The sequence below is a fragment of the Faecalimonas canis genome (assembly GCF_054601575.1).
On the sequence record NZ_BAAHSI010000016.1, the window covers coordinates 166,898 to 192,406 of the forward strand.

Annotated in this window: 28 protein-coding genes; 27 read left to right on the forward strand and 1 reads right to left on the reverse strand. The window is 33.9% G+C overall.

The features are described 5' to 3' along the window. Positions 1-3 precede the first annotated feature (3 nt). The gene (locus tag ACYPXO_RS05420; RefSeq protein ID WP_459639606.1) at positions 4-369 is read right to left on the reverse strand and encodes a helix-turn-helix domain-containing protein; all 366 of its coding nucleotides are present in this window, start codon (positions 367-369) and stop codon (positions 4-6) included. A gap of 213 nt (positions 370-582) precedes the next feature. Here ACYPXO_RS05420 and ACYPXO_RS05425 point away from each other — a divergent pair, with 213 nt between their 5' ends. The 27 genes from ACYPXO_RS05425 to ACYPXO_RS05555 all read left to right on the forward strand — a co-directional run bounded on the left by ACYPXO_RS05425 (position 583) and on the right by ACYPXO_RS05555 (position 25,400). After that, positions 583-768, forward strand: coding sequence for a helix-turn-helix domain-containing protein (locus ACYPXO_RS05425; RefSeq protein ID WP_459639607.1), 186 nt, complete (start codon positions 583-585; stop codon positions 766-768). A 287-nt stretch (positions 769-1,055) separates the two neighbouring features. After that, positions 1,056-1,310 carry a hypothetical protein gene (locus ACYPXO_RS05430; protein ID WP_459639608.1) on the forward strand — a complete coding sequence of 85 codons (255 nt, stop codon included), beginning with the start codon at positions 1,056-1,058 and terminating at the stop codon, positions 1,308-1,310. 10 nt (positions 1,311-1,320) lie between these two features. Beyond that, entirely contained in the window at positions 1,321-1,638 is a 318-nt protein-coding gene (locus ACYPXO_RS05435; RefSeq protein ID WP_459639609.1) for a hypothetical protein, read from the forward strand. Between the two features lie 246 nt (positions 1,639-1,884). Beyond that, a complete protein-coding gene (locus tag ACYPXO_RS05440; protein ID WP_459639610.1) occupies positions 1,885-2,805 on the forward strand; it encodes a hypothetical protein in 921 nt (306 codons plus the stop codon). Continuing rightward, complete coding sequence (locus ACYPXO_RS05445) at positions 2,805-3,398, forward strand: hypothetical protein (RefSeq protein ID WP_459639611.1); 594 nt, start codon at positions 2,805-2,807, stop codon at positions 3,396-3,398. The genes ACYPXO_RS05440 and ACYPXO_RS05445 overlap by 1 nt, the downstream gene beginning before the upstream one ends. A gap of 239 nt (positions 3,399-3,637) precedes the next feature. Beyond that, positions 3,638-3,838 carry a hypothetical protein gene (locus tag ACYPXO_RS05450; RefSeq protein WP_459639612.1) on the forward strand — a complete coding sequence of 67 codons (201 nt, stop codon included), beginning with the start codon at positions 3,638-3,640 and terminating at the stop codon, positions 3,836-3,838. A 568-nt stretch (positions 3,839-4,406) separates the two neighbouring features. Beyond that, positions 4,407-4,853 carry a hypothetical protein gene (locus ACYPXO_RS05455; RefSeq protein WP_459639613.1) on the forward strand — a complete coding sequence of 149 codons (447 nt, stop codon included), beginning with the start codon at positions 4,407-4,409 and terminating at the stop codon, positions 4,851-4,853. A gap of 14 nt (positions 4,854-4,867) precedes the next feature. Then, positions 4,868-5,275, forward strand: a complete 408-nt coding sequence (locus tag ACYPXO_RS05460) for a hypothetical protein (RefSeq protein ID WP_459639614.1) — start codon at positions 4,868-4,870, stop codon at positions 5,273-5,275. A gap of 51 nt (positions 5,276-5,326) precedes the next feature. After that, positions 5,327-6,142 (forward strand): hypothetical protein, encoded by an 816-nt coding sequence (locus ACYPXO_RS05465; RefSeq protein WP_459639615.1) that lies wholly within the window; start codon positions 5,327-5,329, stop codon positions 6,140-6,142. An 80-nt stretch (positions 6,143-6,222) separates the two neighbouring features. Next, positions 6,223-8,718 carry a SpaA isopeptide-forming pilin-related protein gene (locus tag ACYPXO_RS05470; protein WP_459639616.1) on the forward strand — a complete coding sequence of 832 codons (2,496 nt, stop codon included), beginning with the start codon at positions 6,223-6,225 and terminating at the stop codon, positions 8,716-8,718. A gap of 22 nt (positions 8,719-8,740) precedes the next feature. Beyond that, the gene (locus ACYPXO_RS05475) at positions 8,741-10,615 is read left to right on the forward strand and encodes a SpaA isopeptide-forming pilin-related protein (RefSeq protein ID WP_459639617.1); all 1,875 of its coding nucleotides are present in this window, start codon (positions 8,741-8,743) and stop codon (positions 10,613-10,615) included. Next, positions 10,605-11,429: a class C sortase gene (locus ACYPXO_RS05480; RefSeq protein WP_459639618.1), complete on the forward strand. Its 825-nt coding sequence runs from the start codon at positions 10,605-10,607 to the stop codon at positions 11,427-11,429. The genes ACYPXO_RS05475 and ACYPXO_RS05480 overlap by 11 nt, the downstream gene beginning before the upstream one ends. Further along, positions 11,419-12,054 carry a hypothetical protein gene (locus ACYPXO_RS05485; protein WP_459639619.1) on the forward strand — a complete coding sequence of 212 codons (636 nt, stop codon included), beginning with the start codon at positions 11,419-11,421 and terminating at the stop codon, positions 12,052-12,054. Before ACYPXO_RS05480 ends, ACYPXO_RS05485 begins: the two co-directional genes overlap by 11 nt. Before the next feature lie 108 nt (positions 12,055-12,162). Beyond that, positions 12,163-12,660: an antirestriction protein ArdA gene (locus tag ACYPXO_RS05490; RefSeq protein ID WP_459639620.1), complete on the forward strand. Its 498-nt coding sequence runs from the start codon at positions 12,163-12,165 to the stop codon at positions 12,658-12,660. Positions 12,661-12,701: 41 nt separating this feature from the next. Continuing rightward, the gene (locus ACYPXO_RS05495) at positions 12,702-13,028 is read left to right on the forward strand and encodes a DUF961 family protein (protein ID WP_459639621.1); all 327 of its coding nucleotides are present in this window, start codon (positions 12,702-12,704) and stop codon (positions 13,026-13,028) included. A 35-nt stretch (positions 13,029-13,063) separates the two neighbouring features. Continuing rightward, positions 13,064-13,450, forward strand: coding sequence for a DUF961 family protein (locus ACYPXO_RS05500; RefSeq protein WP_459639622.1), 387 nt, complete (start codon positions 13,064-13,066; stop codon positions 13,448-13,450). Positions 13,451-13,517: 67 nt separating this feature from the next. Further along, positions 13,518-13,949: a hypothetical protein gene (locus ACYPXO_RS05505; RefSeq protein ID WP_459639623.1), complete on the forward strand. Its 432-nt coding sequence runs from the start codon at positions 13,518-13,520 to the stop codon at positions 13,947-13,949. A 14-nt stretch (positions 13,950-13,963) separates the two neighbouring features. Continuing rightward, positions 13,964-15,403: an FtsK/SpoIIIE domain-containing protein gene (locus ACYPXO_RS05510; protein ID WP_459639624.1), complete on the forward strand. Its 1,440-nt coding sequence runs from the start codon at positions 13,964-13,966 to the stop codon at positions 15,401-15,403. A 446-nt stretch (positions 15,404-15,849) separates the two neighbouring features. After that, a complete protein-coding gene (locus ACYPXO_RS05515; RefSeq protein ID WP_459639625.1) occupies positions 15,850-17,124 on the forward strand; it encodes a replication initiation factor domain-containing protein in 1,275 nt (424 codons plus the stop codon). A 1-nt stretch (position 17,125) separates the two neighbouring features. Continuing rightward, positions 17,126-17,494 (forward strand): hypothetical protein, encoded by a 369-nt coding sequence (locus ACYPXO_RS05520; RefSeq protein WP_459639626.1) that lies wholly within the window; start codon positions 17,126-17,128, stop codon positions 17,492-17,494. Between the two features lie 74 nt (positions 17,495-17,568). After that, a complete protein-coding gene (locus ACYPXO_RS05525; protein ID WP_459639627.1) occupies positions 17,569-17,958 on the forward strand; it encodes a TcpE family conjugal transfer membrane protein in 390 nt (129 codons plus the stop codon). After that, positions 17,951-20,398 carry an ATP-binding protein gene (locus ACYPXO_RS05530; protein ID WP_459639628.1) on the forward strand — a complete coding sequence of 816 codons (2,448 nt, stop codon included), beginning with the start codon at positions 17,951-17,953 and terminating at the stop codon, positions 20,396-20,398. The genes ACYPXO_RS05525 and ACYPXO_RS05530 overlap by 8 nt, the downstream gene beginning before the upstream one ends. Beyond that, entirely contained in the window at positions 20,399-22,414 is a 2,016-nt protein-coding gene (locus tag ACYPXO_RS05535) for a CD3337/EF1877 family mobilome membrane protein (protein ID WP_459639629.1), read from the forward strand. It abuts the gene before it with no gap. A gap of 8 nt (positions 22,415-22,422) precedes the next feature. Then, on the forward strand, positions 22,423-23,460 hold the full coding sequence (locus tag ACYPXO_RS05540; protein WP_459639630.1) for a phage tail tip lysozyme: 1,038 nt from the start codon (positions 22,423-22,425) through the stop codon (positions 23,458-23,460). Between the two features lie 11 nt (positions 23,461-23,471). Further along, positions 23,472-24,269, forward strand: a complete 798-nt coding sequence (locus ACYPXO_RS05545) for a hypothetical protein (protein WP_459639631.1) — start codon at positions 23,472-23,474, stop codon at positions 24,267-24,269. Positions 24,270-24,280: 11 nt separating this feature from the next. Beyond that, positions 24,281-25,192: a conjugal transfer protein gene (locus ACYPXO_RS05550; RefSeq protein ID WP_459639632.1), complete on the forward strand. Its 912-nt coding sequence runs from the start codon at positions 24,281-24,283 to the stop codon at positions 25,190-25,192. A gap of 1 nt (position 25,193) precedes the next feature. After that, on the forward strand, positions 25,194-25,400 hold the full coding sequence (locus tag ACYPXO_RS05555) for a hypothetical protein (protein WP_459639633.1): 207 nt from the start codon (positions 25,194-25,196) through the stop codon (positions 25,398-25,400). The last annotated feature ends 109 nt before the right edge of the window (positions 25,401-25,509 follow it).

Genomic DNA, 25,509 nt, shown 5'->3' on the forward strand with positions numbered 1-25,509 from the left:
TACTTATTTGTTTTCCTGTTCCTCCAGTTTTTTCATAAATTCTAAATGTGCCTTTAGACGTTCCGGAGGCATTTTTCTAGACATATCAAAAAGGGAACGTAAATCTTTGTTTTCAAAAATCTCCTGTGCGATTTCAGCGGTTTCATCATTTAAGTAATAAGTTTCGCCACCCTCTTTTTCTTTTCCAGTAGTAAGGTATTCGAGAGAAACGTTAAAATAATCTGCAATTTTTTGCATTTTATCTTGCTTTGGAGTACTTATTCCTGTTTTCCATGAACTAAAAACAGATTGAGCAATTCCGGTTTCTTTAGATACCTTATAAGTAGATACGCCATGTTTTTGTAGTAATTGTTCAAAAATTTCGTACATTTTTAGTCACCTTTCACAAAAAATAATTACTTCTATAATATGAAGTAAAAAGTGTTGACACGGACTGAAACATGATGTATACTCTAAATATACTTCAATAATATGTAGTAAAAAATAAAAACAAGTCATATTTCAGATGTGTAGTTACTTAAAATCTCAGTAAAAGTATAACACAAAAGTGAAGTATAAGCAAAATAATTAAGGGGGTATAAGATGTACGAAAAGTTTTTGTATTTGTTGGAAGTAAACGAAGTGACAACATATCGAGTGGCAAAAGAAACAGGCATATCGCAGACATTGTTTACGAACTGGAAACAAGGCAGAAGTGAACCAAAGTTGTCAACGTTACAGAAGATAGCAAAATATTTTGGTGTAGGCGTAGAATACTTCCTTAATTAGATTTGCGAGAGAACCTTGAAAACAGAATATGCGTATTACTGCGACGTAGAACAGAGTACAGGTAAGACATCCTGAAGAGTGCAAAGCCGAACAAAGCCGGCTAAAAATGTCAAAGAATTTTACTTTTCGGTTTAAGAAAGGGAACTTAAAGCCGAGTGCGTCAAAGCAAAAAGTAAATTTGTGCGAAAGCACAGTAACTAATAGGAATACCCATATTCCCTAACCAAAATCTCCATAACAGTGGGTATTCCTTAATTAAATGGAGAAATAGAATGGAGGAAAATGTTATGAAGAAGATTAAAAATTTTTTGCAAGAGGATAATGCAGTGGAAATGGCATCTGATTTAGAGATATATAAAAAGATTAAATTTGAAAAGGAAGAGTTGCAAAAGGAACTGGAATATATGAGTAATCAGGTGATGAGTCCCAAGCAGCATGAGAAGATGAAACCTGTAAGAATGAGTTATTTAGAAAAATGCAGGGAAGAAGACAGGTTAGCGAAAAAGATTGCAGATTTGTTAGTAAGAGAATTGGCAGGATAAGGAGTTCGCTATGGTTGGAATAATGAGTTTGTTTGTGGCTGCTATCTTTCTTTTCCTTTTTGTGCGTACTTTTAAACATTCTGAAGTAACATATGATGCCGGTAATAGACGGTATAGATATTGGGTAGATATTTTTTTAGTGAATGGAGAAAAGCATCAGATAATAGTTTTTTCTGATACCATTTACAAAAACGTGACAGAGTTGTTAGAAAGAGGAAATATATTAATAGATTTCAATAAGAAATTGGTCTTTAATGAAGACGGCTATAGGAAAGAAGTATTGATGAAAGATGTTTTGCTGATGCAGATGAGGAGTGAGGTTCGGTAAAGAAAAGGTGATAAAAACTGGTAAAATAGAATGATTTTATTTACGTTAAGTTGAAAAAGTATAGGTAAATGTGTAATAATAGAGAAAGGAAATAAAATATGGTTATTTTGGTAAGTGTGTTAATATTAATATTGGTATTTATGATTGTTGTTGAAGCGATAATAATTTTTCAATTAGGTCGTTTATATAAGAGGCAGTTAGTAAAATCTGAATTATTAAGTGATATTATAGAGAGGTTTGATAAAAATGGAAAAAATATTGATACAGGGAACTTCATCGGATGCTCAAGCGGAAATAAAGAAGATTTTTAAAGATGAATGGAATTTGAGATATGTTACTATGTTCTTTGAAAAAACTAATTTTTTGATGACAAAATATATGCTTTTATCGAATTCAGTTCATTTAATTTTGGAAATGAAAGACGGGACACAAATTCAAGTGGAATCTGCAAATTGTGGATATAAAGGCGAAGGACCGAGAGCAACAGTTTCTATTCTAGAAAAGTTTGGTTTAGAGGTATCTGAAGTAGCGGATGTAATATATAGTAATGATGCGGTTAAATTTGTTGTAGAAGATGGGAAAATTATATGGTCTACTTTAAAAACGGATTATCTTTTTTATCCTAGAATTAGAGAGTGTGCAGAAGACAGTAGTTTTTATAATAAAATACCTGTAGATAGAAATGTTAGAGTAGATTTAGAAAAACGGAAAGTGTTATTATATAATCCACAGAGAGTTTGTTGGGGTGGATTTATGAATATGCTAACCCAGTTGAAAAACATGGAAATGGAATATTATTTTGGAGCAAATAGTCCGTTAGAAAATGGCTTGTATTTAGGAAAAGGCTTTAATCGAGAACTTTTATGTGGAGTGGATAAACCGGATATAGAAGGAATTGAACACGTAAATCTTGTTTTTTATGGAGAAGATATTAGAGTAGTGTGTTTGATTGATAGAACCTATGAACAAGAGGTAGTTGAGAGTGTATATTTAGGTCTTACTGGAGAGCGATTATTCAAGAAGCCTAATAGTTTAATTGTGAAAAAGAGGGATATTTTTCAAATGCTTTGGGAGAATCTTTTTACAGAAAAAAATAGTAAAATTCATGGCAAGAAAAAAATTAAGCAACGTGAATTGGGCAATGGATTAGTAAGGAGAGAAATTTAATGCTGGAGATAATAAAATTTTGGGGAGAAAAGTTTGTGATTCCCATTATAGTTACTACATTAGGTTTTATTATTCAATATTTTTTTTCTTCTAGACGAGAAAGAAAAAATCAAATTTCTCCTATGTATGTTTCAGAATTGACAAGTGCTGAGCAAGTATTAGCAATTCAACCTAAAATAGCAGAAGCTATTATTTATTTTTATAATTGTCCGCCTCAAGAAATGGATGGCATAAATATAGATGGTTTGGATATAAATTTGGTTTTTAAGCAAATTACTGTAGAACAATTAAAAGAAAAGGTTCAAGAGGGTAAGCATATGATCTATGGCTTTGAGAAGTTAGAGTATAACTCAATACAAATCATGCGTTTTGTGTATGGTAATGGAACTATCGTAGACACAGATAATAAGGTAGTCCCAAGTTTTATTTGTAAAGACTGTAAATGCTGTTTTGTATGTCCTGAAAGTGATGCTCCTTCAAGTATGATGGGGCAATATATGAATTATCCTATAAAATATGTAGTAGAAGGTAAAACAAGTGGAATTTCAAAACCTTACATAAAGAATAAGAGAAAATTTAGACGTGATAGATAGTGGAAAGAGAGAAATAGCAGGTTCGGTAACCTGTTATTTTTTTGTGAAAATAAAGAGGACAGTGGAGCATGGTCTTAACTGCCATACCCCAACCTCACATGATAAGTTCCTCTATTATATATACAATCTTTGGAGAGAAATCTGACGTCAAAAATAAAAAAAGTTGAAAGGGTGATGAAAAAAATCGGTGTTTTTAAATAGTGACTTATGAATTTATAATAATGAAAAGGAGAAAATGGATGAGTAAAAAAGAAAAGGTATTGAAAATTACTTATGAAGTTCTAGGACAAATGATAGGGAGTATCATATTAGTATTCGTCTTTTTGGGAATAGGTTATTTATTAGATGTTATGCAATATTTAAGAAAAGAGGAATTCGTAATAGGTCTTTCGTTGTGGTTACTAATAGGAGTACCAATTTTTACAGCAGTTAGAATATAATAGAAATGGTGTTATAAAAATAAGTAGTTACAATAGCAGAGATAATTGTAATAATTATAGGTAGGACAATGAAAGAAGAATCTTGGTAGGACGAATTGGAAGAACTATTGTGAGGATTAATGATAATATTAACAGAATCAATAATGAAAGTGTTCTTTTGTGTTTTGTTTTCTTTTTCGGGAAAGAAAAAGGCTTTGATTAAATCAATGAGATTGAATAGTAATTCTGAAAGTTTAATTAAGAAATTTAGCATAGATTTTCTCCTTTGGTATATATTTTTGAGGAACATACATTACAAGCAGTAATAGCAAGAGTGGGATATATTACCTAGTTTGTAAAAATAATAATTCCTCTACTATATATACAATCTTTGAAGAAATATCTGACGTCAGAATATGAAAAAATTAGAAAAATTTTATAAAGGGGTGATGATACATATGATTGATTGAAATAATAGATTATGGTATACTGAAACAGCAATAGATTTAATTGAAAAGTTTTTTGAAAATCAAATCAAAACTGTAGAAGTATATACATTTTATTTGTAATATATAGAAAGGGGACTGTTATGCTGAAGGATAAAATCAAGGAAAAGATAATGTATATATCATTTCAGGAACGAAAAAAAAGAGAATATGAAGCCTACAGTCAGAAAATACAGTATTTGAAAAGTTTGACATCGGAGCAACTGGATGCAGAGTATGTTAATACAAAGGCAAGGTATGAAAGTAAGAAAAGTATGCTTTCTTTAGTTGTCGTAACAGTTATTCTAGCGATATTAATGGAAGTATGGAAGTACTTTTTTGATTTTGTGAAGCGAGTAATTAGTTTTGCTGAAAATCAGATGCCCAATGAATTTGAAATAGCAAAATTAGGAGTTTTGCTTTCAGTAATCTTGGTGATTTTTTTAACAGTTATTGTGGTATCTGTTTTGATAGGTTATGTGAAAGAATTACGAGAAATTTATAGTTATCTTCTTATGATTGAAGAAGTACGAAAGAATACAGGACATTAATAAAAGGGGAAAAGATGGATATATTGAAAAAAGGTATAAAAATGTTAAGTTTAGAGTTGATTTATTTAATAGGTACAGTAATATTTTTAATATTCTTAAATAAGTTAAATCATGAACTTATAGCGTTAAAATTGAACGTATGGGAAATCCTTATATATAAAAATAATTTGCCGATACTATATTTTGTGATAGCATTGATTTTGATAGTGTTAGGTATATGTTTGCTGATTAGGAGAATACGACTTATTAAAAAAACAAGATATGAATTTGATGAGTTGGTGATAAGTATATTAGGAATTGTTTTAATTTTTATTTGTATACCTTTAATTATAAAAAATATATATATTCCGATTTTGAGAGCAATTATTATAGTGGTAGGTGCAATAGCAGGAATGGCATATAGTGGTGTTAATGGTTCATAAAATATTTTCTTTCTTGAATAATGTATTTGTAAAGTATAGGAGGGAAAGCGGATGAAAAAGAAAGTTGTAATCGCATTGGCAATTTTACTCACAGTTGGCAGCGTTACTGCCGGAAGTATTGCTATGAGTAATAGTTCAGATGTAGGAAAGAAACCGGATAAAAAAATAGAAGTGGTTTCTAATAAAGAAGATGACAAGAAACAGACAGATGAAAATGTAACAGATGATGAAAACGTTCTACCGGAAATTGAATCGGAAGAACAGTCTGAAGCAGATAACACAAGTTCTGCATCAGAAGAAGAGAAGGCAGACAAGACGGACAAAAAGAAAGAAAAACAGGATGAGAAAAAGTCTGAGAAAAAAGACGGTAAGAGTAAAAAAAGTGATGTTCAAAAAGTTTCTTCTACAACTACAACATCAAGTAAACCTGCCACAAATAAACCGTCTACATCTAAACCGTCCTCTTCAAAACCAAGTAATAGTACCAATACAAGTAAACCAAGCAAGCCAAGTCATACACATAATTGGGTAGCAAGTACAAAAAAGATACATCACGATGCTGTAGGTCATAATGAGAAAGTACTTGTAAAACCGGCATGGACAGAAAAAATTCCAAGATATAAAGATAAAGTAATTAGTATATGTAATACTTGTGGTGCAGATATTACAGGAAATACTAGAGAACATACGAAGAAACATACATTAGCAGGAGAAGGTGGAAGTTTTAGAACAGAAACAAAACCAGTATTTAGTCATTATGAAGAGGTAAACCATCCGGCACAGTATCGGGATAAATGGGTGGTAGATAAACCGGCATGGACGGAAACAATCACAAGTTATCATTGTTCATGTGGTGCGAAAAAATAAAAGTAAATAGAGTAAAAAATGAAGCATTCTTTTTTTTGAGTGCTTTTTTTGTTGCTTAAAATCTGAAAGGAGAGAAACAAATGAAGAAGTGGAAAAGATTTCTTGCTCTTTTTTGTGCAGTGATTTTAACTTTTTCTGTAATTCCTATATCAAATGCAGAAAATTCGGAAAAGGTTAATAAAGTTACTTTAACGCCAAAAGAGTATGAAGAAATGATGGCTTATGATGAAGCACATCATCATGAGGTTGAACAATATAATGAGGAAATTAATGACATTGATTTTCCTATAGATGAAATCCCAATGATGTTGGCGTCTGACTTAGTCTATCATGGCAAAGTACAATGGCATGGATATGACACTGGAAAATTTACGGTTGGAGGACGTACTGCATTTTGTATTCAACATAAAAAGTTGAGTCCGGCGACCGGGACTGCTTACACAACATCTACATGGAATAATGATGTAGCGAAGAAAATTTTATATTACGGTTTTCAAGGACAAAGACCTTGGGGGAAATTTCAAGGTGATGTTCACGCAAGAATGTTGACATCCTTTGCTATGAGTTATCTGATACAGGGAAGATTTTCCGGTGATAATTATGTTTGGACGACAGGAAAGTTAAATGAATTTATTAATTATTGTCGGGCTGCATCTTTGCCGAATACAAATATTTCATTTAGCAAAACAAATGTAACTGCTTATGTAGAGGGAAATGTACAGCGAACAGAAGTGGTTAAATTTAATGCCGGAGATTACTACAATACAGTAACTATCAAAGTTCCTAGTGGAATTACATTACATAATGTTTCCACCGGAGCAAAAATCACAAATGGAAATGCAACTTTAAAAGGAGGGCAATCTTTTTACATATCTGCTCCTCTTAGTCACACAGGAAGTTGGAGTACGGGTGCTTTAACAGGAACATTAAAAACAGTTACAAGTGTAACAAGAGTAAATCCAAACGGAAATAATCAGGATTTAGCGTATGCGAATTATGGTGTAGATACAAGCAAGAAAACAAGTTTAACGGTAAATTTCTTAAGTAAAGGGAAATTGAATTTAATCAAGACTTCCGCAAATCCGGAAATTACAAATGGAAGTTCTTGCTATTCTTTTGAAGGTGCTGAATTTGGGGTTTATAATAACGCAAATGTAACAAGTGGACAGGTTGGAAAATTAGTTACAGACAAAGCAGGCAAAACAAATACATTAGACTTAAACGCAGGAACGTACTGGATAAAAGAATTAAAAGCACCAAAAGGATATGCTTTGAGTTCAGAAGTGAAGAAAATAGAATTGAGTGCAGGAAAAACAGTTACCGTTACTTTTTCAGATATTCCTCAAACTGACCCGATTAATATTTTACTTGGAAAAGTAGATAGAGAAACAAACTTAAATAAACCACAAGGTTCTGCCAGTTTGCAAGGGGCAGAGTTTACGGTGAAATATTATGGTGGATTGTGGGAAAAAGATATAGATCCATCTACTTTAGGACAGAAACCAGTGCGTACATGGGTGTTTAAAACAGATAAAGATGGATTCTGTACATATGATGTTGTGGATTTGGTAAGTGGAGATGATTTGTATGTAGGTCCAAATGGAGATTTTTCACTTCCAATAGGAACAATCACAATTCAGGAAACAAAAGCACCGGAAGGTTATTTAATTAATCCTGAAGTATTTGTACGTCAAATTACACCAGAAGGAAATGACCAATTTATTGATACTTATAATCAACCAACTATTCCGGAAAATATCTTGAAGTTAGATTTAGTCAAAAAACAGGAAGGTACAGATATAGTTATTCCTGATGCGGAATTTGAACACGTTAAACCGGACGGTACAGTAGAAAAGGCTGTAACAGATGAAAACGGACAATTATCTTTCAAGGGTCTTCAGCATGGAAAACATACATTGCGTGAATTAAATGTAATGGATGGTTATCTTGTTAATGGAAACGTTCTTGAGTTTGATGTTGCGGAAGATAACACAATTACACTCACATCGAAAATTGATGATACACAGGGCAAAATTAAATTTGACATCACACCTGAAGGAAATATCAGCATTGTTGTTGAAGATAAACTTGCTCCATTTGATTTATTGGTACACAAAATAAATGATAAAAATAAAGTATTAGAGGGTGCAGAATTTACTTTATATGCAGATAAAGATTGCAAACAGGAAGTAAAAAAAGTCATAACAGATGATAAAGGATTACTAAGTATCGAAGAATTGACAGTAGGAACAAAATACTACTTAAAGGAAACAAAAGCACCGACAGGTTACAGACTTCCGGTGGATGCTTTTGGAAAACCGATTGTATATGAACTTTATACAGAAAGCACTCCGGTAAAAGATGAATTTATTTTCTATGTAAACGGAAAGGCATATACATCTACATCTGAGGGAATGTTTACAGTTACAGGAACAAAAGCAGACAGAGAAGTGAATGTAACTGTTATTAATGAAAGAGGCAGTAAACTACCAGTAACCGGATCGGCATTAATGTTGCCATTAATGTTCTGTGGTGCAGGTATGATTCTATTTAGTTATTATCGAAAGAAAAATTAAGATTAAGAAATGAGGGAATTTTATGAAGAAATTATGTGTGTTAGCATTGGCAGGAGCAATGGTATTGACAAACCTAACAGGTATTACTTCTCTTGCAGATAATTCAATAAAAGAAGAAAAGCAAATGAAAAAGACAACTGTTAGTACACAGAATGGTATTGCAGATTTTGGGGACGGTACAGCAAAAATTACGATTAAAGGAAATGAAGGACAATCTCTTGTTGGAAAAGAGTTCAATGTTTATCAACTTTTTCATGCTGAAAATTCAGCCGGAGGAGAGTCTATTCAATATACATTTAATACAGAATATGAAAATGTATTAAAAACAGTTGTTGGTAAAAAGTTAGGAAAAAATCCGCAGGATGTAACCGAATATATGGTTATTGATTATATTCAGACATTAAACAAAAATGAAGTAGAAGGAACACAGACACCACAACAGCCGGAAGGTGCTTATATGAATTTCCGCTATTTCATCGAAGAGTTAAGGGATGAGATGAAAAAACAAGGTGCTGAGAGTGATGTCGTAAAAGTGACTAATACAAAAGAAGATAATTCTGTAGATATAACAGGATTAACTTATGGTTACTATGTTATAGACGAAGTAACAGCAGTAGGTGGAACTCATGCAGCATCTTCTCTTTGCATGGTAAACACGGCTAATCCTAATGCGGAAATGAATATTAAATCAGATTACCCAATACTAATTAAAAAAATCCAAGAAGATGATAACAGAGAACAGATACAAGAATTTGGCTTAAACGATATTGGAGATTTTGAAATCGGTCAGAAAGTTCCATTTTTCTTACTATCAACAGTACCGGATATGAGAGGGTACAATGAATATTATTATGCTTGGCATGACAAGATGGACAAGGCTTTAACTTTCAATAAAGATTCACTTGAAATTATAATTGAAGGTGAAAATAGAGATGGAGATTTTACTACATACACTTTAAAAAGTGACGAATATAAACTAACTGAAAATCCTACACCGGATGAAACTTTTAAAGTAGAAATTAAAGACTTGAAAAAAATCGTAGATAGAGAATTTAATAATTATGGCATTGAAAGAACTCTTAATGAAGACCCTTGGGGAATGAGTAAATATAAATACGGACAAGCCGTTTTCTTAGTCTATAATGCAACACTAAATGATAATGCTGCAAATGATACAGGACGTCCGGGATTTGAAAATGATGTTAAATTAGAATTTTCTAACAATCCTGATTCTGACGGACAAGGCAGTACCGGAGAAACACCATGGGATACTGTTGTGTGCTTCACTTACAAACTAAATGGTTTAAAAGTAAATAATCATAATACAAAATTAGAAGGTGCTAAATTCCGATTATATTCAGACGAGGCTTGTAAAAATGAGGTTTATTTAAAGAAAACAGATGCAGGCTATAATGTAATAAATCGTGATAGTATTGGCAGAACGCTTCCTAAAAATGCAGTTGAAATGGTTTCTAATGCAAAAGGTGAGTTTAAAATTTATGGTTTAGACAGTGGAACATACTATTTAAAAGAAACAGAAGCACCGGCAGGTTACAGACCAATTTTAGACCCAATTAAAATTGAAGTAATTCCTACATATACAAAAGACAGACAGAATTACATAAAAGGTGATGGTGCAACAGATAAGACATTACAGAAACTAGAGTATGTTGCTCATATAAAACAATTTACACAGGGTTCTATGCAAGAAAATTCTATTTCTTTGGAAACAAATTCTGATGACGGTTCCGGAAACTTAACAGTAGTAAACCAAGTTGGGAATAAATTGCCAGTAACTGGTTCGGTACTTACTGTTTTAATGCTTGCTGCTGGTACATTACTTCTTGTGTATACATTTAAAAGAAAAAAAGTAAAGAATGATGTAAATGAAGTGTAGAAAAGCAGTTGGAAATATTTTCTTTTGTGTAGGAATACTATTGTGTTTGTATCCTTTTATTAGTGGGATGGTTCATCGGCAGGAACAGAAATCTGTCATTTCTACTTATGAAAGTCACATTATGCAGGATATAAAGGAAATGGATAGGGTATTTAAGAAAGCAAAAGAATATAATCGTATTTTGAATGATACAAAGGGAATTGTAGTTGAAAGTTCTCTTCAGGAAATGAATGGTTTGTCTGATGAAGAATATAACAATCAGTTAAATATGACAGGAAGCGGAGTTATGGGAAGTTTGGAAATCCCCAAAATAGATGTGAACTTGCCGATTTATCATGGAACAGAAGACAGTGTCCTGTCCAAAGGTGTGGGACATTTACAAGGAAGTAATCTTCCGGTAGGAGAAAAGAATACAAGAAGTATTTTGACAGGACATCGGGGGCTTCCTAATGCGAAACTGTTTACACGGTTAGATGAGTTGAAAAAAGGGGATTTATTTTTTATAAGGGTGTGTGGTAAAACACTTGCGTATAAAGTGGAGAAGACGGAGGTGATTAAACCGGAAGAGGCGGAAATACTTTCTGTTGTTTCGGGAAAAGATTTAGTGTCTTTGGTAACCTGTACACCTTATGGAATAAATACACACAGACTGGTTGTAACAGGAGAACGAGTAATATATGAACAGAAGATGCAGGATAATATAAAAAAGGATTTGTTTTCTTTGGAAGAGAGTGTTCTGATTGCTGTGCTGGTTGTTTTGATTGCTGTTTATATTGTGTGTCAGAAAAGGAAGGAGCGAAAAAATGAAATATAGGAAAAGGAAAATTAGGGCGATAGTTTTATCAGGATTGTTAGTGCTTGTTTTTTCCGTGACTGCGTTTGCAAAAGAAGGAACTACAGAAGAAACCGGAAGTATAACCATTGAGTTAGCGGATGCTGGTGCAGGTACAAGTAAAGAGAATGTACGGTTTACTTATACAAAAGTTGCTGATGTGGTAGACGGGAAATATGAATTGTTGGAGGAATATAAGCAGACAAATATTGATTTGAATAAGTTAAAGTATGCAGAAGAGTTGAAGGCGGCTGCTGAACAACTTGAAAAGGTTGCTAAGAAAGACGGAGAAATTGTTACAGATAAGAATGGACAGGCAGTTATTGAAAATCTTCCGATAGGTGTATATCTGTTGGATATGACTGACAGGGGGGTATACGATAATGTGACTTCATTATTGATTGCTGTTCCGACATTTTATGAAAAAGAGGGACAAATGGATTACGATGTGACGGTAACTCCGAAACATACACCTATTCCACCGGAAACTGTTAAAACAGGGGATGAGAATAGAGTGGAAAATTGGATGTTTGTCTGTGGAGCATCGGTAGTAATGATTTCAATTTTAGGAGGTGGTTGCTATGTGAGAAAAAGAGAGAAGAAATAAAGACCTGCCACCGACCAAAGCAGACAGGTCTTTATAAAATAGTAACCTGAAAAATACAGGCTGTTCTCTATTATAAAGGACAGCCTTGAAAAAAGGCAAGGTGTAAGTATGGAAGATTTACAGGTGTATCTAGTTAATTTAGGAAAGTACAATGAAGGTGAAAGTGTAGGCGCATGGTTTCATTTGCCATTGGATAAGGAAGAAGTGGTTGAGAGGCTAGGATTAAATGAAACTTACGAAGAATATGCTGTACATGATTATGAAATGCCAATGGATTTACCGGAGTATATTTCTATTGATGCTTTAAATGAAATATATGAGGATTTATGCTGTTTAGATGAAGATGGTATAGAATTTAGTGTTGTTGGTGAAATGATAAATATATGTGGAAGTCTTAAGGAATTGGTTGAACATAGGGACGATATTCAGGTTTATCCGGATGTGGATGATGAAGTTGATTTGGCATACTACTTTGTTGAAGAATGTAATAGTGAATGGCCGGAACTTGCAAAAAGATACTTTGATTATGAGGCATATGGCAGGGATTTATTAATTGAGGGACATTTTATTTTTGGAAAAAATGGAGCGTATGAAATTTGTTTGTAGTTGTTAAATGTTAAGAAAGTGAAGAAAAGGAGAAAGTAAACATGAGTGATTTGTTAAAAGGTATTGTATTGGACATGGAGAAAAGTTTTGGAACATTAAAGTATTTAGGGGCAGGACGAGTAACAGAAGGAAGAAATGCACAGAGAAGAACAGTTGTTACGGAAAGACGATATAATCTTCGTTCAAGTGAGCAGAAAGGAAATATTGAGGTAATTGTAAAAGGAAATACTCCGGCAAGAAATTTTGAACCGCTTACAAAGGTGATGTTAGTTAATCCTATTTTAAGGACAACAGGTGAGTCTATTAATGGTGGCGTTGCTTACGCAGATTATATTTTGTATGCAGATGATATTTTGGAAGTAAAATAGGAAATATTGAAAAGTAAGAAAAAAGGAGATAAACGATGAGATTAGTTCAGGAAAAATTAGTATGTGACAGTAAGGCAACTTTTGGAGATTTGATGTTTATGGAGTTTGATTCAGAGCGTTTTGAGAGAGATGAGGAAGGCAACAGTACAGGGGTAGTAACAAGACGTGCATATAACCTGTATAGTGTACGACAGGGAGAAATGATTAAAGTGTTTATTCCGGCTGAAGTACCTTTGAAAGAATTTAAGGAGGAAGAGAAGGTAGAATTGATTGATGTGAATATTAGTTCTATTGTAGATTCCGGATATGGTAATAAGCGTACATATTATATTGTTGCCGGAGATATGGTTAAAGTCGGAGAGAAAAAGGCACAGGGACAACCGGTACAAAATGGGATACCGGGAGGAAATGATAAGAAGTAATGTAAGATTGGAAAATGAGTAGTTTGTTAAACAGGCTGCTTTTTTCTGTTTAGAAAGGAAGATGTTTATGTTTGTAGAGAGAAGTTTAACAACAAAAGGAAAAGAAGAGAATATAACGGGGGTAGTAACTTTTCCGTATAATGAGGATGATGTAAAGGAACGCTTTGATGTTAAAGATATGAAAGAATTGTATTTTACGGATAAGCCGGAAGGTAAGTTGTCGGTAAAACAATTTAATTATATTATGTGTGAGGCTGAAGACCGTGTTGAAAAGTTGAAATCACAGGTTGATTCAGTTGTTGACTTTTTAAAGAAAAGAATTACGGTAAAAAAGGTTGACGGTAAAGATAAAAAAGGTGTTTCTGATGTTATTCCGCTTTCTTTTGAAGATAGTGTAGTGTGGAAATATTGTATGTCCGATTATAAACATAAGGATGAGAATGTGAAAGTTTGGCGGTATAGAAATGATTTAACGATTTTATATAAGGCTGAAGAGTAGAATTGAGGATGTAAATGTTTTTCTTATTAAAATTGTATTTATCAGGAACGAAAATTCATTATCGTGATATACATTTGGTGTATCGGACGATTGCTTATAAAATTGGATTTTTTGTTGTGCTGGGACTAGGTACATTTATTGTTTATCTTTCCAAAATAAGTAATAAGCAGGGAATACATATTTTTGAGGATATAGTGAGTATTCCTTCATATGTAGTTTTGTTATGGGGAGTAATTCTTCCGCTTGTATTAGGTGTGGGAGTGGAGTTTGCTTTTGAAAAGTTGTTTCCTGATAAGTTCAGACAATACCAGCATAGGCAGAGAATAGCACGATTGATAGTGGATAATGGTTGGTATCGTTCGGAGAAGGAAACAAAAGAGTTTGTGGAAATGCCGGAAATCTTTAAAAGGGAACAGGAAAAAATAACGTATTTTCCAAAGATGTTTTATCGAATGAAAAACGGAAAAGTTTATATTACAGTAGAAATTCCTACGGGAAAGTTGAGAGAGCCGTTATTACATTTGGATAAAGAGTTGGAAACGGGATTATTTTGTGAACTTGTTGATGAAGAATTAAAGGAGTTCTATAAAGAATATGTCTTTCTTTATGATGTTATTTGTAATCGAATATCTATCGAAGATGTGAAAGTAGAAAATGGCAAAATGCTTCTGATGAAAGGGATGTATTGGGAGTTTGACGATTTGCCCCATGCTCTTATTTGCGGTGGTACAGGTGGTGGAAAAACGTATTTTATTTTGACCTTGATAGAGGCACTTTTAAAAAGCGGAGCGGAATTGTCTGTGTTAGACCCTAAGAGAGCGGATTTGGCTGATTTGGCTGATGTAATGCCGAATGTATATTTTATGCCGGACGATATGATTGAAGAACTTAAAAAATTTTATGAAAAGATGATGGAACGAACTGCCGTTATAAAGCAAATGGATAATTATAAGACGGGTGTAAATTATGCTTATGTAGGTATGCAGCCACATTTTTTGGTACTTGATGAATATGTTGCTTTTGTAGAAATGGTTGGGCGTAAAAAAGAGGAAGTTTTGAATTATATGAAACAGATAGCCATGCTAGGACGTCAGGTGGGATGTTTTTTAATACTTGCCTGTCAGCGACCGGATGCGAAATATTTTGCTGATGGTATCCGTGACCAGTTTAATTTGCGAATTGCATTAGGAAGAAATTCTGAAATGGGATATGCGATGATGTTCGGTTCAGAGTGTAAAAAAGAGTTTTTTAATAAGCGCATTAAAGGACGAGGTTATGCAGATACGGGAACAAGTGTAATTACAGAGTTTTATTCTCCGTTCGTTCCGAAAGGGTATGATTTTCTGAAAAATATTCGTGAGATGAACTTGTTGGAAAATGCGAAAAAAGAAGAGTGTATGGTTGAAGATAATTATGTACTGGAGGTGGATGCGGAAGAAGAGGAAGATTTTTAGACGGCGCTAAGTGGTGTTCTGATGATGTGCCTGCAAACCAACCGGAATGGGTATAGACTGTAAGGCTATAGTCATTCTGGGCGGTAGGGCAAACGGTAGTGCGGCAGAACAAGAAGGGAAGTGGAAGCAGAGAGAATGCTGGGAAACAGTAGCGTAATTGGAAGCACAAGTGCGTGCAGTGTGCGGTCGGAGACAGAAGCACACAAGCGTGCGAAGTGCTGGTTTCACGTGAGGGGCGTAAGCCCCTCACGTGCTTTACCCCCGTTCAGTAATACGGGGGTACAAAATCCAACGCCAATGCCTACAAACCTAGAGTTTATAAGGGTTTGTTGGGGTTTTCAAAATGTCATATTGAGTAGTGAAATATGACATTTTTCGTTCTGATATGACATATAGTCTTAAAAACATAAAATAAAAGCGGGAAAAAGTATGAATGGAGAGAAAAAATGGAAGAAAGGGAGTTGGTTTCGAGTGATGAATGGTGGGATGCAATCGAAAATAAACGAAAAGAATATCGCATTACACAGGGACGATTAGCATTACACTTGGGAATTTCTTCAGGGCATTATAGAAATATCCGGAATGGTATTGCACCCTTAACAGAAGAAATGAAAGAGAAAATAGAAACTATGTTGGAACGTTTAAATCCGGATGTGCCCCTTTCTCTTTTGATTGACTATGTAAGAATACGTTTTCCCTCATCTGATTCCGTAACTATGCGGACGATAGCGGAGGAGTTATTAAAGATACCCTTTGAAGAAGGATTTGAAAAACAATCTCATGGCTGTAATAATTATGAAAATTGTTTTGCCTATGGAAATATATTTCTTTGTTCTTCCTGTAATACAGAATTAGGAATATTACTTGAAATGCGTGGACAGGGGTGCAGGCAGTTTGAATTATATTTAGAACATAGGGAACAGTCATGGATAGATTTTTTTGAACACGTAAGTTTGTATGACGGAGTGTATAAAAGATTGGATTTAGCAGTTAATGATGCGTATGGGATATTAGATGTGTCTTATTTGGCACAAAAGTGTGAAAATGGCGAATGTATCAGTAAAAGTAGAAAGTTTTCCGTTTGTGGAAGCGGAGAGTTACGATTTGAAAAATTTGCAATGGGTAAAACGCTTTATATAGGGAGCAGACAGAGTGAAGTTTATTTTTGCATTTATGAAAAAGATTATGAGCAGTATATAGTAAATGATATTCCTATTGAAGAAGCGGTTATAAAAAATCGTTTTGAAATACGGCTTGCAGATGAAAGAGCGGATGAGGCGGTTCACCAGTTGATTATCAAACGTTATGAAGAGGATTTTATTGAAACGGTAGTGTTTGGAATTATTAATCATTATATTCGTTTTGCGGTAAGGGATGATGAAGTGAAAAAAACGCTGTGGGAAAATGATTTAATGTGGCAGCACTTTATCGGATGTTATCGGGATAAATTAAGACTGGCAACAGAACCGAAGCCGTTCAGCAGGCGTAGAACATTAAACTGGGTAAGTAGGCAGTGTATGCCAACGATTATGGGATTGGTTGCAGATGATATACAGAAAGGAACTACTGATATTGAGGATATGATGAATAATGCTGAGCCAAGTTTGAAGATGCAGAAAATGTTAGGATTGGAAAGGAGAATTGTTGAAGAACTAAAAGTGAAAATCAACGAAAAAGGAAAAGTAAAATTTTATTGTGAAAACAAGGAGGATAAAAAATAAGATGGAAACAAAGAACACAAAAAATAAGGTGCAAGTAATGTTAAAGAAAGCAGGGCATATGTTATGGGAAAACCGGATGTTATTTATTGCGGGAGCATTTGCGATTGTGATGTGTGTATCGGCATTTCCGGTAGGGGCATTAGCTGCTACAACAAATCCGGCAGAAAACGCACGCAAATTAATTATGTCATGGCTTGAACCTGTAGTGTATATAGGTTTGGGAGTGTTTGGAGGTATTTTACTGTTCAAAAGAAAGTTTACGGAATTTATTGGATTTGCAGGAATATCAATAATAGCGGTTGCACTGGTATTCTATCCTGAAAATATAAAAAACTTTTTAGGAAGTATTGTCACAACGTTATTTGGATAAACGGAAATAAATTTTAGGAGTCTGCTTTACAGAGATGTAAAAGTAGGCTCTTTTTTTGTAAAGGGAGGTTTATTATGAAAGTAATGAAGTCATTTACAAGTGTGTGGAACGTATCAAAAAATCTCTATTTTAATATTGGTACTATAGGATTTAAAGTGAGTTTCACGTTTGCAGGATTTTGTGTTTTAACATTAATTTTTATGATGTCAGTAGGAAAATATATACCACTTTTTTACTTTGATAATCCATTGGTAAGGTACTTTGTCATTCCGCTTTTGGTTGCGTATCTGATGGATAGGAAAACTCTAGATGATAAGAAACCGATTAGTTTTCTAACAACACAGATAAAGTATTTTTGCAGACCGAGAGTTACTTATGCAGGGCAGAAAGTAGTGTATAAAAAGAAAAAGGAAAATATGCAGATAACACTTGTAGAAACAGAAAGAGGTGGAAAGAGTGTATAACGTAAAATACATAGAAGATAATTTGGTTTTTACAACAGATGGAAGAGTGTACGCCTATTATGAGATGAAAGATTACAATTATGCTTTTATTTCGTTTGCGGAAAAGCAAAAAATCAGTGATGAAATAGGGCGTTTGATAAGTCAGAGTAAATGTAAAGATATACATTTGTTACAGGTGGCTACAGAAGATAGTTTTCGCAAAATACAGGAACAATCAAAAAAATGTATAAGTGGTGATATGAAAGAATTTGCAAACCGTCTTATTGATATACAGACGGATGTATTGGTTGAAAAATATGGGGAATATCAGGTAAAATACCGCCACTATATCGGCTTTAGTTTGGAACTGGCAGATGAAAAAATGAACTTGAAACAGGCGTTGTTGGATTTATGGAAAGATTTTGTGAATTTCTTGGGAGAGGTAAGAAGTGAAGTAATGGGAGATTATCTTGTAATGAGTAAAGGAATGATTGCGAGATACCGATCTATTGAAAAAATGTTATTTTGGAAAATTTCCAATAAATTTTCTTTTAACAGATTAAAACCAAGAGATTTAGGATATTTGATAGAAAAGGAATATGGAAACATGGGTGTATCGTATAAAGATTATGAATATCAAGTGCCAAGAAAAGAAACAGAAGAAAATATCATTGTAAAAAAATATGATTTTTTGAAATTAACAAATGCGTTATTACAGGAAACCCCTCGCTGCCTTAAGATTGAAAGAGATGAGGGAAAAATATACAGTGCGTTTTTCAGTATCAGTACAATCGTAGAAGATTTGGTATTTCCCAATTCTGAATTATTGTATCATCAGCAGAGTGATGTATCATTTCCAGTAGATACATCCATTAGGATAGAGGTAATAGATAATAAATCAGCAATCAGGTTATCATACAATAAAGAAATGGAAACAAAAGATTTAATTGAACACGCTTTGAAAAAAGATGTTGAGCCTTCGGATGATGTGCTGGAAGCAAATGAAACTGCAAAAGATTTGGGAGTTGAATTAAAACGTACTAAAAGCGATATGTATAAAGTCAGTTATCTAATTCGTGTTTGGGCAAAAACAAGAGAAGAACTGGAACGGTATTGTATGGAATTAAAAGACTTTTATGACGGTTATCGGATAAAATTAGTTCGTCCGGGAAAAAATATGCTGGATTTTCATTATGAGTTTCTTCCGGGTGGAAAAAGAGCCGTTGATGATTATGTACAGCATGTTACGGAAGATTTTATAAGTGGATTAGGTTTTGGAGCAACAACGAAATTAGGAAATGATTATGGGATTTACTATGGATTTAATAAGTCAACAGGAAAGCCGGTATACATCAGACCTGAATTGGCAGCGCAAGGGGTAAAAGGGGCAATTACGAATTCTCTTGCCAGTGCTTTTTTAGGTGCGACAGGTTGGGGAAAATCTGTTGCGGTAAATACATTGTTATATTATATCTGTCTTTTTGGAGGAAGGGTATTTATTTTAGACCCGAAAAGTGAACGTGGAGATTGGGGGAAATATTTTCCGGAACTGAGGGAACAACTGAATATCATTAATTTAACTTCCGATGAAGAGAATAGGGGAATGTTAGATCCATTTGTTATTTTAACTGATGTGGAAGAAAGTAAAAGATTGGCAATAGATGTTATTACATATCTTACAGGAATGTCGGTTTCGGATGGTGATAGATTTCCGTTATTGACGAGAGCAGTTGATTTGGTTGGAAAAAGTGAAAAAAGAGGTATGCTTAGAGTTATAGAAGAATTAGAAAAAATGGAAGATGAGATTGCAAGGAAACTGGCAGGGCATATTAGAAGTTTTGTCAGTTATTCTTTTGCAAAGTTATTGTTTTCAGATGGTGAAACAGAAAAGAAAACAATATCTTTGGATAAAGGTATGAATATCTTGCAGATAGCAGATTTGATGCTGCCGGATAAAGATACGCCTGCAACAGAGTATACATCTGTAGAAATGTTATCTGTTGCTTCTATGCTTATTATAGGAACATTCGGATTAGAGTATATGCAGTCGGATAAAAGTATATTTAAAGTTATGGGAATTGATGAAGCATGGGCAATGCTTGGGACTGCACAGGGAAAGGCGCTGCAAAATAAATCTGTTAGGGCAGGACGTTCAATGAATAGTGGAATTTATTTTATTACACAGGGAGCAGATGATTTAGGAAATAAGGATATACGAAATAATATTGGTATGAAGTTTGCCTTTCATAGTAGTGAAGATAAAGAAATTGCTAATATTTTAAAATTTATGAATTTAGATACAGAAGATGAAGAACTGTATAAACTAATGAGAAGTCTTCAGCATGGAGAGTGTTTGGCAATGGATATTTATGGAAACGTAGGTGTGATGTATGTGGATTTAGTTTTTGAAGAACTGATGAGAGGCTTTAGTACAACGCCGGAATTGAAGGTGGTGGAATAAATGACGGTATGTCAGAAAAGTAAAAAAAGATTACGGATATGTTTCTTTGTAGTTTTTGCAATTTCTTTATTTGTATTGCTGACGGGAATAGTGGCAAATGCTGAAGGAATATTACCACAGGAAGTTGTAAAGGATTCAAAACTATTATATCAAAAATATCCATTACTGAATTATGAGTTGGATTTTAAATACTATACAAGTGATGGAATAGGCGGTGCAGTAGGAGATACAGTAGAAGCCCCAATAAATGCAACACTATTTGCGATATTGAGTATGTTGTGGTTTTTTTCCTTAGGAATATATCAGATTGGGGCATTTCTCATTGGACAGGCATATGAATTTGATTTTTTATCACAGGTAATAGGAAAGTTAGGAGATAGTATTAGTAAGTTGCTTGGGGTTACCAAGAATGGATTTGCTAAAGAAGGTTTTTTTCCAAGCCTTCTTATTTTTACTATTTTAATCATGGGAGCATATGTACTGATTATGGGAATATATAAGAGAAAATTTTCGCAGGCATACAGTATGGTAATTAATTATGTGCTGGTATTTGTTATGGTTGTTGTATTTGCTTTAGGCGGAGAAACATACACAAAACAGATACATGAAGTGTCTAATTCGGTGAATGAGTCAGTTTTAGAACTTGGACAAAATCTAGTGACTTCAGGAAGCGAAAAAAAGGAAGGAACACCGTCAGAAAGGGTTAAAGATATACTGTTTCAGATACAGGTTAGGAATCCGTGGATAATGCTACAGTTTGGGGAACCGCAACTTGATGAAAATTTAGTAAAAAGGGCAAAAGAATTAGAAAAGGTAAATCCGTATAAAGATGAAGATAAGCGAGAAGATTTAGTGAAAAAAGAAGTTGACGAAGAAGGAAATAGATATTTGTCAGGAGATAAGTTGCCGGAGCGAATGGGAATGGCACTTATTTTTTTATTGGTAAATATTGGGATAACATTTTTTGTTTCGGTATTGGCGGTTTTATTGATATTGGCACAAGTTTTGTTTGTTTTCTTTTCTCTGTTTTTACCGATTAATTTTATTGTTGGTTTATTACCGGGAAAATCGCAGGTGGCATATAGGGGAATTATAAGTGTATTTTCGTATATGTTTCTTCAGATAGGTGTCAGTTTTATTCTGATGATAACATTTTCAAGTTCGCAGTTGATATTTGATTTATCGTCAAAAACACCACTATTTTTTACAATGATATTACAGTTGGTATTATTTATAGGCGTGTATATGAATTTAGGAAGCATTGGAGAAAAACTTGGCGGTGGAAATGCGATAAGACAGGTAGATCAAAAGAAAAAAGAAGTAGAACGTAAAGTTATTCATAAGGCGAAAGAAAAAGGAAAAATGGCAGGAAGAACGGTTAAAGCGGTTGCTACACAGGGAAAAAGTGAAGTTTCAAGGGTGGTTTCAGAAAAGTCAAAAGGAAGAAATTCAAGTGATTTGACGAAAAAAGCCAATATGGTTGGAAAAAGTGAAGAGAAAAGTGTTGATAAGCAGTCAAGAAAACAAACAAATTTATATTCTATGCGAAAGAATACGGGTATGTCTGAGAGTTATGTAAAAGACAGTGAGCAAGCGGTGAAAATGCAACAAAGTTCTGATGAAAAGAAAAAGGATGCAAAGAAGGATAAAAGCAATTCAGAGGTATCACGGATAATAAAACGTGAGGGAACTGATACGGCAGAACAGAAGGAGAAGAAACTTGCAAGCATACATTCGGCATATGAAAACAAAGAAAAAGCGTCTTCGTCATCAGATGTATCTAAAGCAACAGAAAAGAAAAATATTCCTTCCATGGATAAAAAATTATCAAGTATGAATGGGGCTTATGAGTCTAAAGAGAATTTAAAAAATCTTAAAGGAACAGTTCGTCAAGAAAATATATCAGCAGGAAAAGAGGAGAAGAAAGGCTATGCAAGTATGAAAGGGGTGCATGATATTTCTACTGAAAAGATTTCACATGGAAAAATGAATAATTCTGGTACAAAGAAAGAATAGGTGGATGAATGAAAAAGAAGATAGGAATATGTATTTTTTTGCTTTTAAGTCCTGCAATTCTTATTATGGGCATACTTTTTGCGGTTGTATCAAGTAGTTCGGGAAGAATGTCAGATAGTTCTACTGTGCCGGGGTCAAGTCAGGCAATAGTTGAAGTGGCACTTTCACAAGTAGGAAATGTGGGTGGGGAACCCTATTGGCGCTGGTATGGATTTGATAGTTATGTAAACTGGTGTGCCAGTTTTGTTTCATGGTGTGCAGACCAATGTGGATATGTTGAAAGTGGGATTATTCCTAAATTTTCATATTGTCCTACCGGTGAGGCGTGGTTTAAGAAGTATGGAAAGTGGCAGGGCAAAGATTATATAGCAAAGGCAGGAGATATTGTATTTTATGATTGGAATGGTGATTCTGTAACAGACCATGTTGGAATTGTACAATATAGCAAGGATGACAAGATTGTTACGGTTGAAGGAAATACCAGTGATTTAAACCATGAAGGAAATGTATGTGCGGTAAAAACGAGAACAAAAGAACATGTTTATGGATACGGTGTTCCGGCATATCCATTTAATAGTAATGTGGAGGGAAGTAATTTAGAAGAACAAGTCTATAACTATTTACGTAAGGCTGGATTTTCCAAAGCAAGTACCTGCGGAATAATGGGAAATATGTATCAGGAAAGCGGTATAAACCCATCTAATATTCAAGGAGGAGGGAAAGGTCCGGCGGCAGGAATATGCCAATGGGAAAACTACACGAAAGGAACGGGACGCTGGAAACGACTGGATGATATGGCAAAAGGCAGAGGTGTTCCGTGGACAGATATAAAAGTGCAGTTGGATTTTCTTATATTTGAATTGAATGGCGGAGACCCGACAACAAAGGCATTAATGGATAGAAACTATGGAGGATTAAGTTTCTTTATGAATACACCGGATGTTGAATGGGCAACAAAAGTATTTGAAACGTGTTTTGAGAGAGCAGGAAAACCAAATATGTCGAGAAGAATAAAAAAGGCAAAAGAATATTATGAAAGATTTTAGGAGAGGTAGAGATGACAAAGAGGAAAGGAATTATTATAGGAATAATGGTTTTGGTGGCAGGTGGTATTTTATTAACTGTGCTTTTTAGTAAAGATAAAAGAGAAGAAACAAATAAAAAAGAAAAGCCACTATCAATAGAAAGCACAGAAGATACAGATAATGTTTCTGAAAAAATGAAAGAGTTTCAAGGTGAAGTTTCATTTGAAAACATGGATGGGTTATTTTTCTTCAGTCCGCAGGAACAGGAGGAGTTTAAGGCACTTATTGGAAACTGGCTGTATACAGAAGGAATTATACCTAAGAAGATAGAAGTTTATGAGGTGATAGAAGAATTGAGCCCGGATAGTTGGAAATTTTATTGCCTTATAAATGATGGTGCGTATAAAGTACAGGGGATTTTTAAGTTGGACGAAGATGTAAAACTTGCATTTACAGATAGTGTACCTGAAAAAGAAAAGGAAGAAAGTGTTTCCGGAAAGAAGCCTACAGAGGAAGAAAAGGCATTGGTAAATGAAAGTTATGATCCGGGATATGATAATGTGGATATGGGAAAAGTTGTAATTACATCAGGAAAAGAAAAACTTCCCAAAGAAATAAATCAGGAAGAACTAATTGAAAAAATGACAGAGTATTTATTGAACGCACAGGAATATCGAAGAGAAGTTGTGTTGGAAGAGGTCGAAACAGATAAAAATAAAATAGGATTGATTTTTTCTTTTGTGATTCCTCGAGTAGATGAAAAGGTATTCTGTGTAACTGTAAAAGATGCTGAGTATAAGTTTTTCTTTGGAACAAGAGTAGAAGAATAGGAAGTGAGAAGATGAAAATAGGTATAAAAAGAGAAAAGAAAGAAAAGGTGCAAAAAGAAAAAGTAAAACATGAAGGATTACATAGTAAACGTGTAATTTTTTTATGGATTTTGTTAGGCGTCAGTCTTGTTTTTGCGATTTATAAAAATTTTACGGCAATAGACAGACATACTGTCCATGAGCGAGAAGTGGTGGAAGAAAAATTGATAAATACGAATGGAATTGAAAATTTTGTCAAAGGATTTGTCAAAGAATATTTTTCTTGGGAAAACACCGGGGAAGGTATGGAGTTACGAATAAAAAAACTTGAGGAGTATGCGGATGAAGAAGTTGTTCATAGTGTGCAGGGAATGTTTCCGGCAGAGGTTACTAATCGTTCAGAAGTGTATAAGTTGGACATATGGAATGTAGAAAAGATAAAAGATAAAGAGTACAAAGTTACTTTTATTGTAGGGCAGAAAGTGGTTAGTACTTCCGGAGAAAAGAAGGTGGAACAACCATATGAAACAGTTGTGTATATGGATAAAAACGAAGATATGCTTATCACAAAATTACCAACGTTGACTGAATTACCTAAAAAATCAGATGTTGTGTTAAAAGAAGACATGGAAGCAGAAAATGTTGAAGCAGATTTGGAAGAAAGTGTAAATGAGTTTTTGGAAGATTTTTTTGCGGTATATCCAACGCTGTCAGATAAGGAACTGAAGTATTATGCAAAAGAAGGGGTTATGCCGGAAATACATACAGATAGTTATAAGTTTAATATGCTTGATAAATTTGTTATTGTATCTGCTCACAAAAATCAAGTGGAAGTACATTTGACTGTTTCTTACCAGTCACTTTTTACAAATACGATTCAACCGTTTGAATATGATTTGGTTTTAGAAAAACAGGATAATTGGAAAATTATTGAGAAAAAGTAAAATGCAGGATGGATTTACTTATTTAGAAAAAATCAGTGATGAACGGTTAGAAAAAATTTATCGTGACGTATTGGAAATGTTGAGGAAAATGAGGACAGATGCCATGTTGAGAAAAGTATACTGTGATGTGAATTTTTATGGGTTGCTGGAAAGAATAATGGAAATTCAGGAAGCGAAAGAAGAGTTAAAGCGATTACACTGGGAATAGGAGATGATAGGAAAAATTGTATATTGAAGTTATAAAAAAGAGGAATTGTTTCATATATTAAAAGAAAGAGTGAGGATAAAAGTGAACGATAAAAATAGAAAAGATGTAA

Bases quoted from the DNA above. Each gene is read 5' to 3' on its own strand.
- ACYPXO_RS05460 (WP_459639614.1), top strand. From the start codon at position 4,868: ATGGATATATTGAAAAAAGGTATAAAAATGTTAAGTTTAGAGTTGATT.
- ACYPXO_RS05520 (WP_459639626.1), top strand. From the start codon at position 17,126: ATGGAAACAAAGAACACAAAAAATAAGGTGCAAGTAATGTTAAAGAAA.
- ACYPXO_RS05505 (WP_459639623.1), top strand. From the start codon at position 13,518: ATGTTTGTAGAGAGAAGTTTAACAACAAAAGGAAAAGAAGAGAATATA.
- ACYPXO_RS05550 (WP_459639632.1), top strand. From the start codon at position 24,281: ATGAAAATAGGTATAAAAAGAGAAAAGAAAGAAAAGGTGCAAAAAGAA.
- ACYPXO_RS05465 (WP_459639615.1), top strand. From the start codon at position 5,327: ATGAAAAAGAAAGTTGTAATCGCATTGGCAATTTTACTCACAGTTGGC.
- ACYPXO_RS05485 (WP_459639619.1), top strand. From the start codon at position 11,419: ATGAAATATAGGAAAAGGAAAATTAGGGCGATAGTTTTATCAGGATTG.
- ACYPXO_RS05425 (WP_459639607.1), top strand. From the start codon at position 583: ATGTACGAAAAGTTTTTGTATTTGTTGGAAGTAAACGAAGTGACAACA.
- ACYPXO_RS05525 (WP_459639627.1), top strand. From the start codon at position 17,569: ATGAAAGTAATGAAGTCATTTACAAGTGTGTGGAACGTATCAAAAAAT.
- ACYPXO_RS05510 (WP_459639624.1), top strand. From the start codon at position 13,964: ATGTTTTTCTTATTAAAATTGTATTTATCAGGAACGAAAATTCATTAT.
- ACYPXO_RS05495 (WP_459639621.1), top strand. From the start codon at position 12,702: ATGAGTGATTTGTTAAAAGGTATTGTATTGGACATGGAGAAAAGTTTT.
- ACYPXO_RS05555 (WP_459639633.1), top strand. From the start codon at position 25,194: ATGCAGGATGGATTTACTTATTTAGAAAAAATCAGTGATGAACGGTTA.
- ACYPXO_RS05440 (WP_459639610.1), top strand. From the start codon at position 1,885: ATGGAAAAAATATTGATACAGGGAACTTCATCGGATGCTCAAGCGGAA.
- ACYPXO_RS05490 (WP_459639620.1), top strand. From the start codon at position 12,163: ATGGAAGATTTACAGGTGTATCTAGTTAATTTAGGAAAGTACAATGAA.
- ACYPXO_RS05430 (WP_459639608.1), top strand. From the start codon at position 1,056: ATGAAGAAGATTAAAAATTTTTTGCAAGAGGATAATGCAGTGGAAATG.
- ACYPXO_RS05480 (WP_459639618.1), top strand. From the start codon at position 10,605: ATGAAGTGTAGAAAAGCAGTTGGAAATATTTTCTTTTGTGTAGGAATA.
- ACYPXO_RS05435 (WP_459639609.1), top strand. From the start codon at position 1,321: ATGGTTGGAATAATGAGTTTGTTTGTGGCTGCTATCTTTCTTTTCCTT.
- ACYPXO_RS05515 (WP_459639625.1), top strand. From the start codon at position 15,850: ATGGAAGAAAGGGAGTTGGTTTCGAGTGATGAATGGTGGGATGCAATC.
- ACYPXO_RS05500 (WP_459639622.1), top strand. From the start codon at position 13,064: ATGAGATTAGTTCAGGAAAAATTAGTATGTGACAGTAAGGCAACTTTT.
- ACYPXO_RS05450 (WP_459639612.1), top strand. From the start codon at position 3,638: ATGAGTAAAAAAGAAAAGGTATTGAAAATTACTTATGAAGTTCTAGGA.
- ACYPXO_RS05545 (WP_459639631.1), top strand. From the start codon at position 23,472: ATGACAAAGAGGAAAGGAATTATTATAGGAATAATGGTTTTGGTGGCA.
- ACYPXO_RS05420 (WP_459639606.1), bottom strand. From the start codon at position 369: ATGTACGAAATTTTTGAACAATTACTACAAAAACATGGCGTATCTACT.
- ACYPXO_RS05470 (WP_459639616.1), top strand. From the start codon at position 6,223: ATGAAGAAGTGGAAAAGATTTCTTGCTCTTTTTTGTGCAGTGATTTTA.
- ACYPXO_RS05445 (WP_459639611.1), top strand. From the start codon at position 2,805: ATGCTGGAGATAATAAAATTTTGGGGAGAAAAGTTTGTGATTCCCATT.
- ACYPXO_RS05455 (WP_459639613.1), top strand. From the start codon at position 4,407: ATGCTGAAGGATAAAATCAAGGAAAAGATAATGTATATATCATTTCAG.
- ACYPXO_RS05475 (WP_459639617.1), top strand. From the start codon at position 8,741: ATGAAGAAATTATGTGTGTTAGCATTGGCAGGAGCAATGGTATTGACA.
- ACYPXO_RS05535 (WP_459639629.1), top strand. From the start codon at position 20,399: ATGACGGTATGTCAGAAAAGTAAAAAAAGATTACGGATATGTTTCTTT.
- ACYPXO_RS05540 (WP_459639630.1), top strand. From the start codon at position 22,423: ATGAAAAAGAAGATAGGAATATGTATTTTTTTGCTTTTAAGTCCTGCA.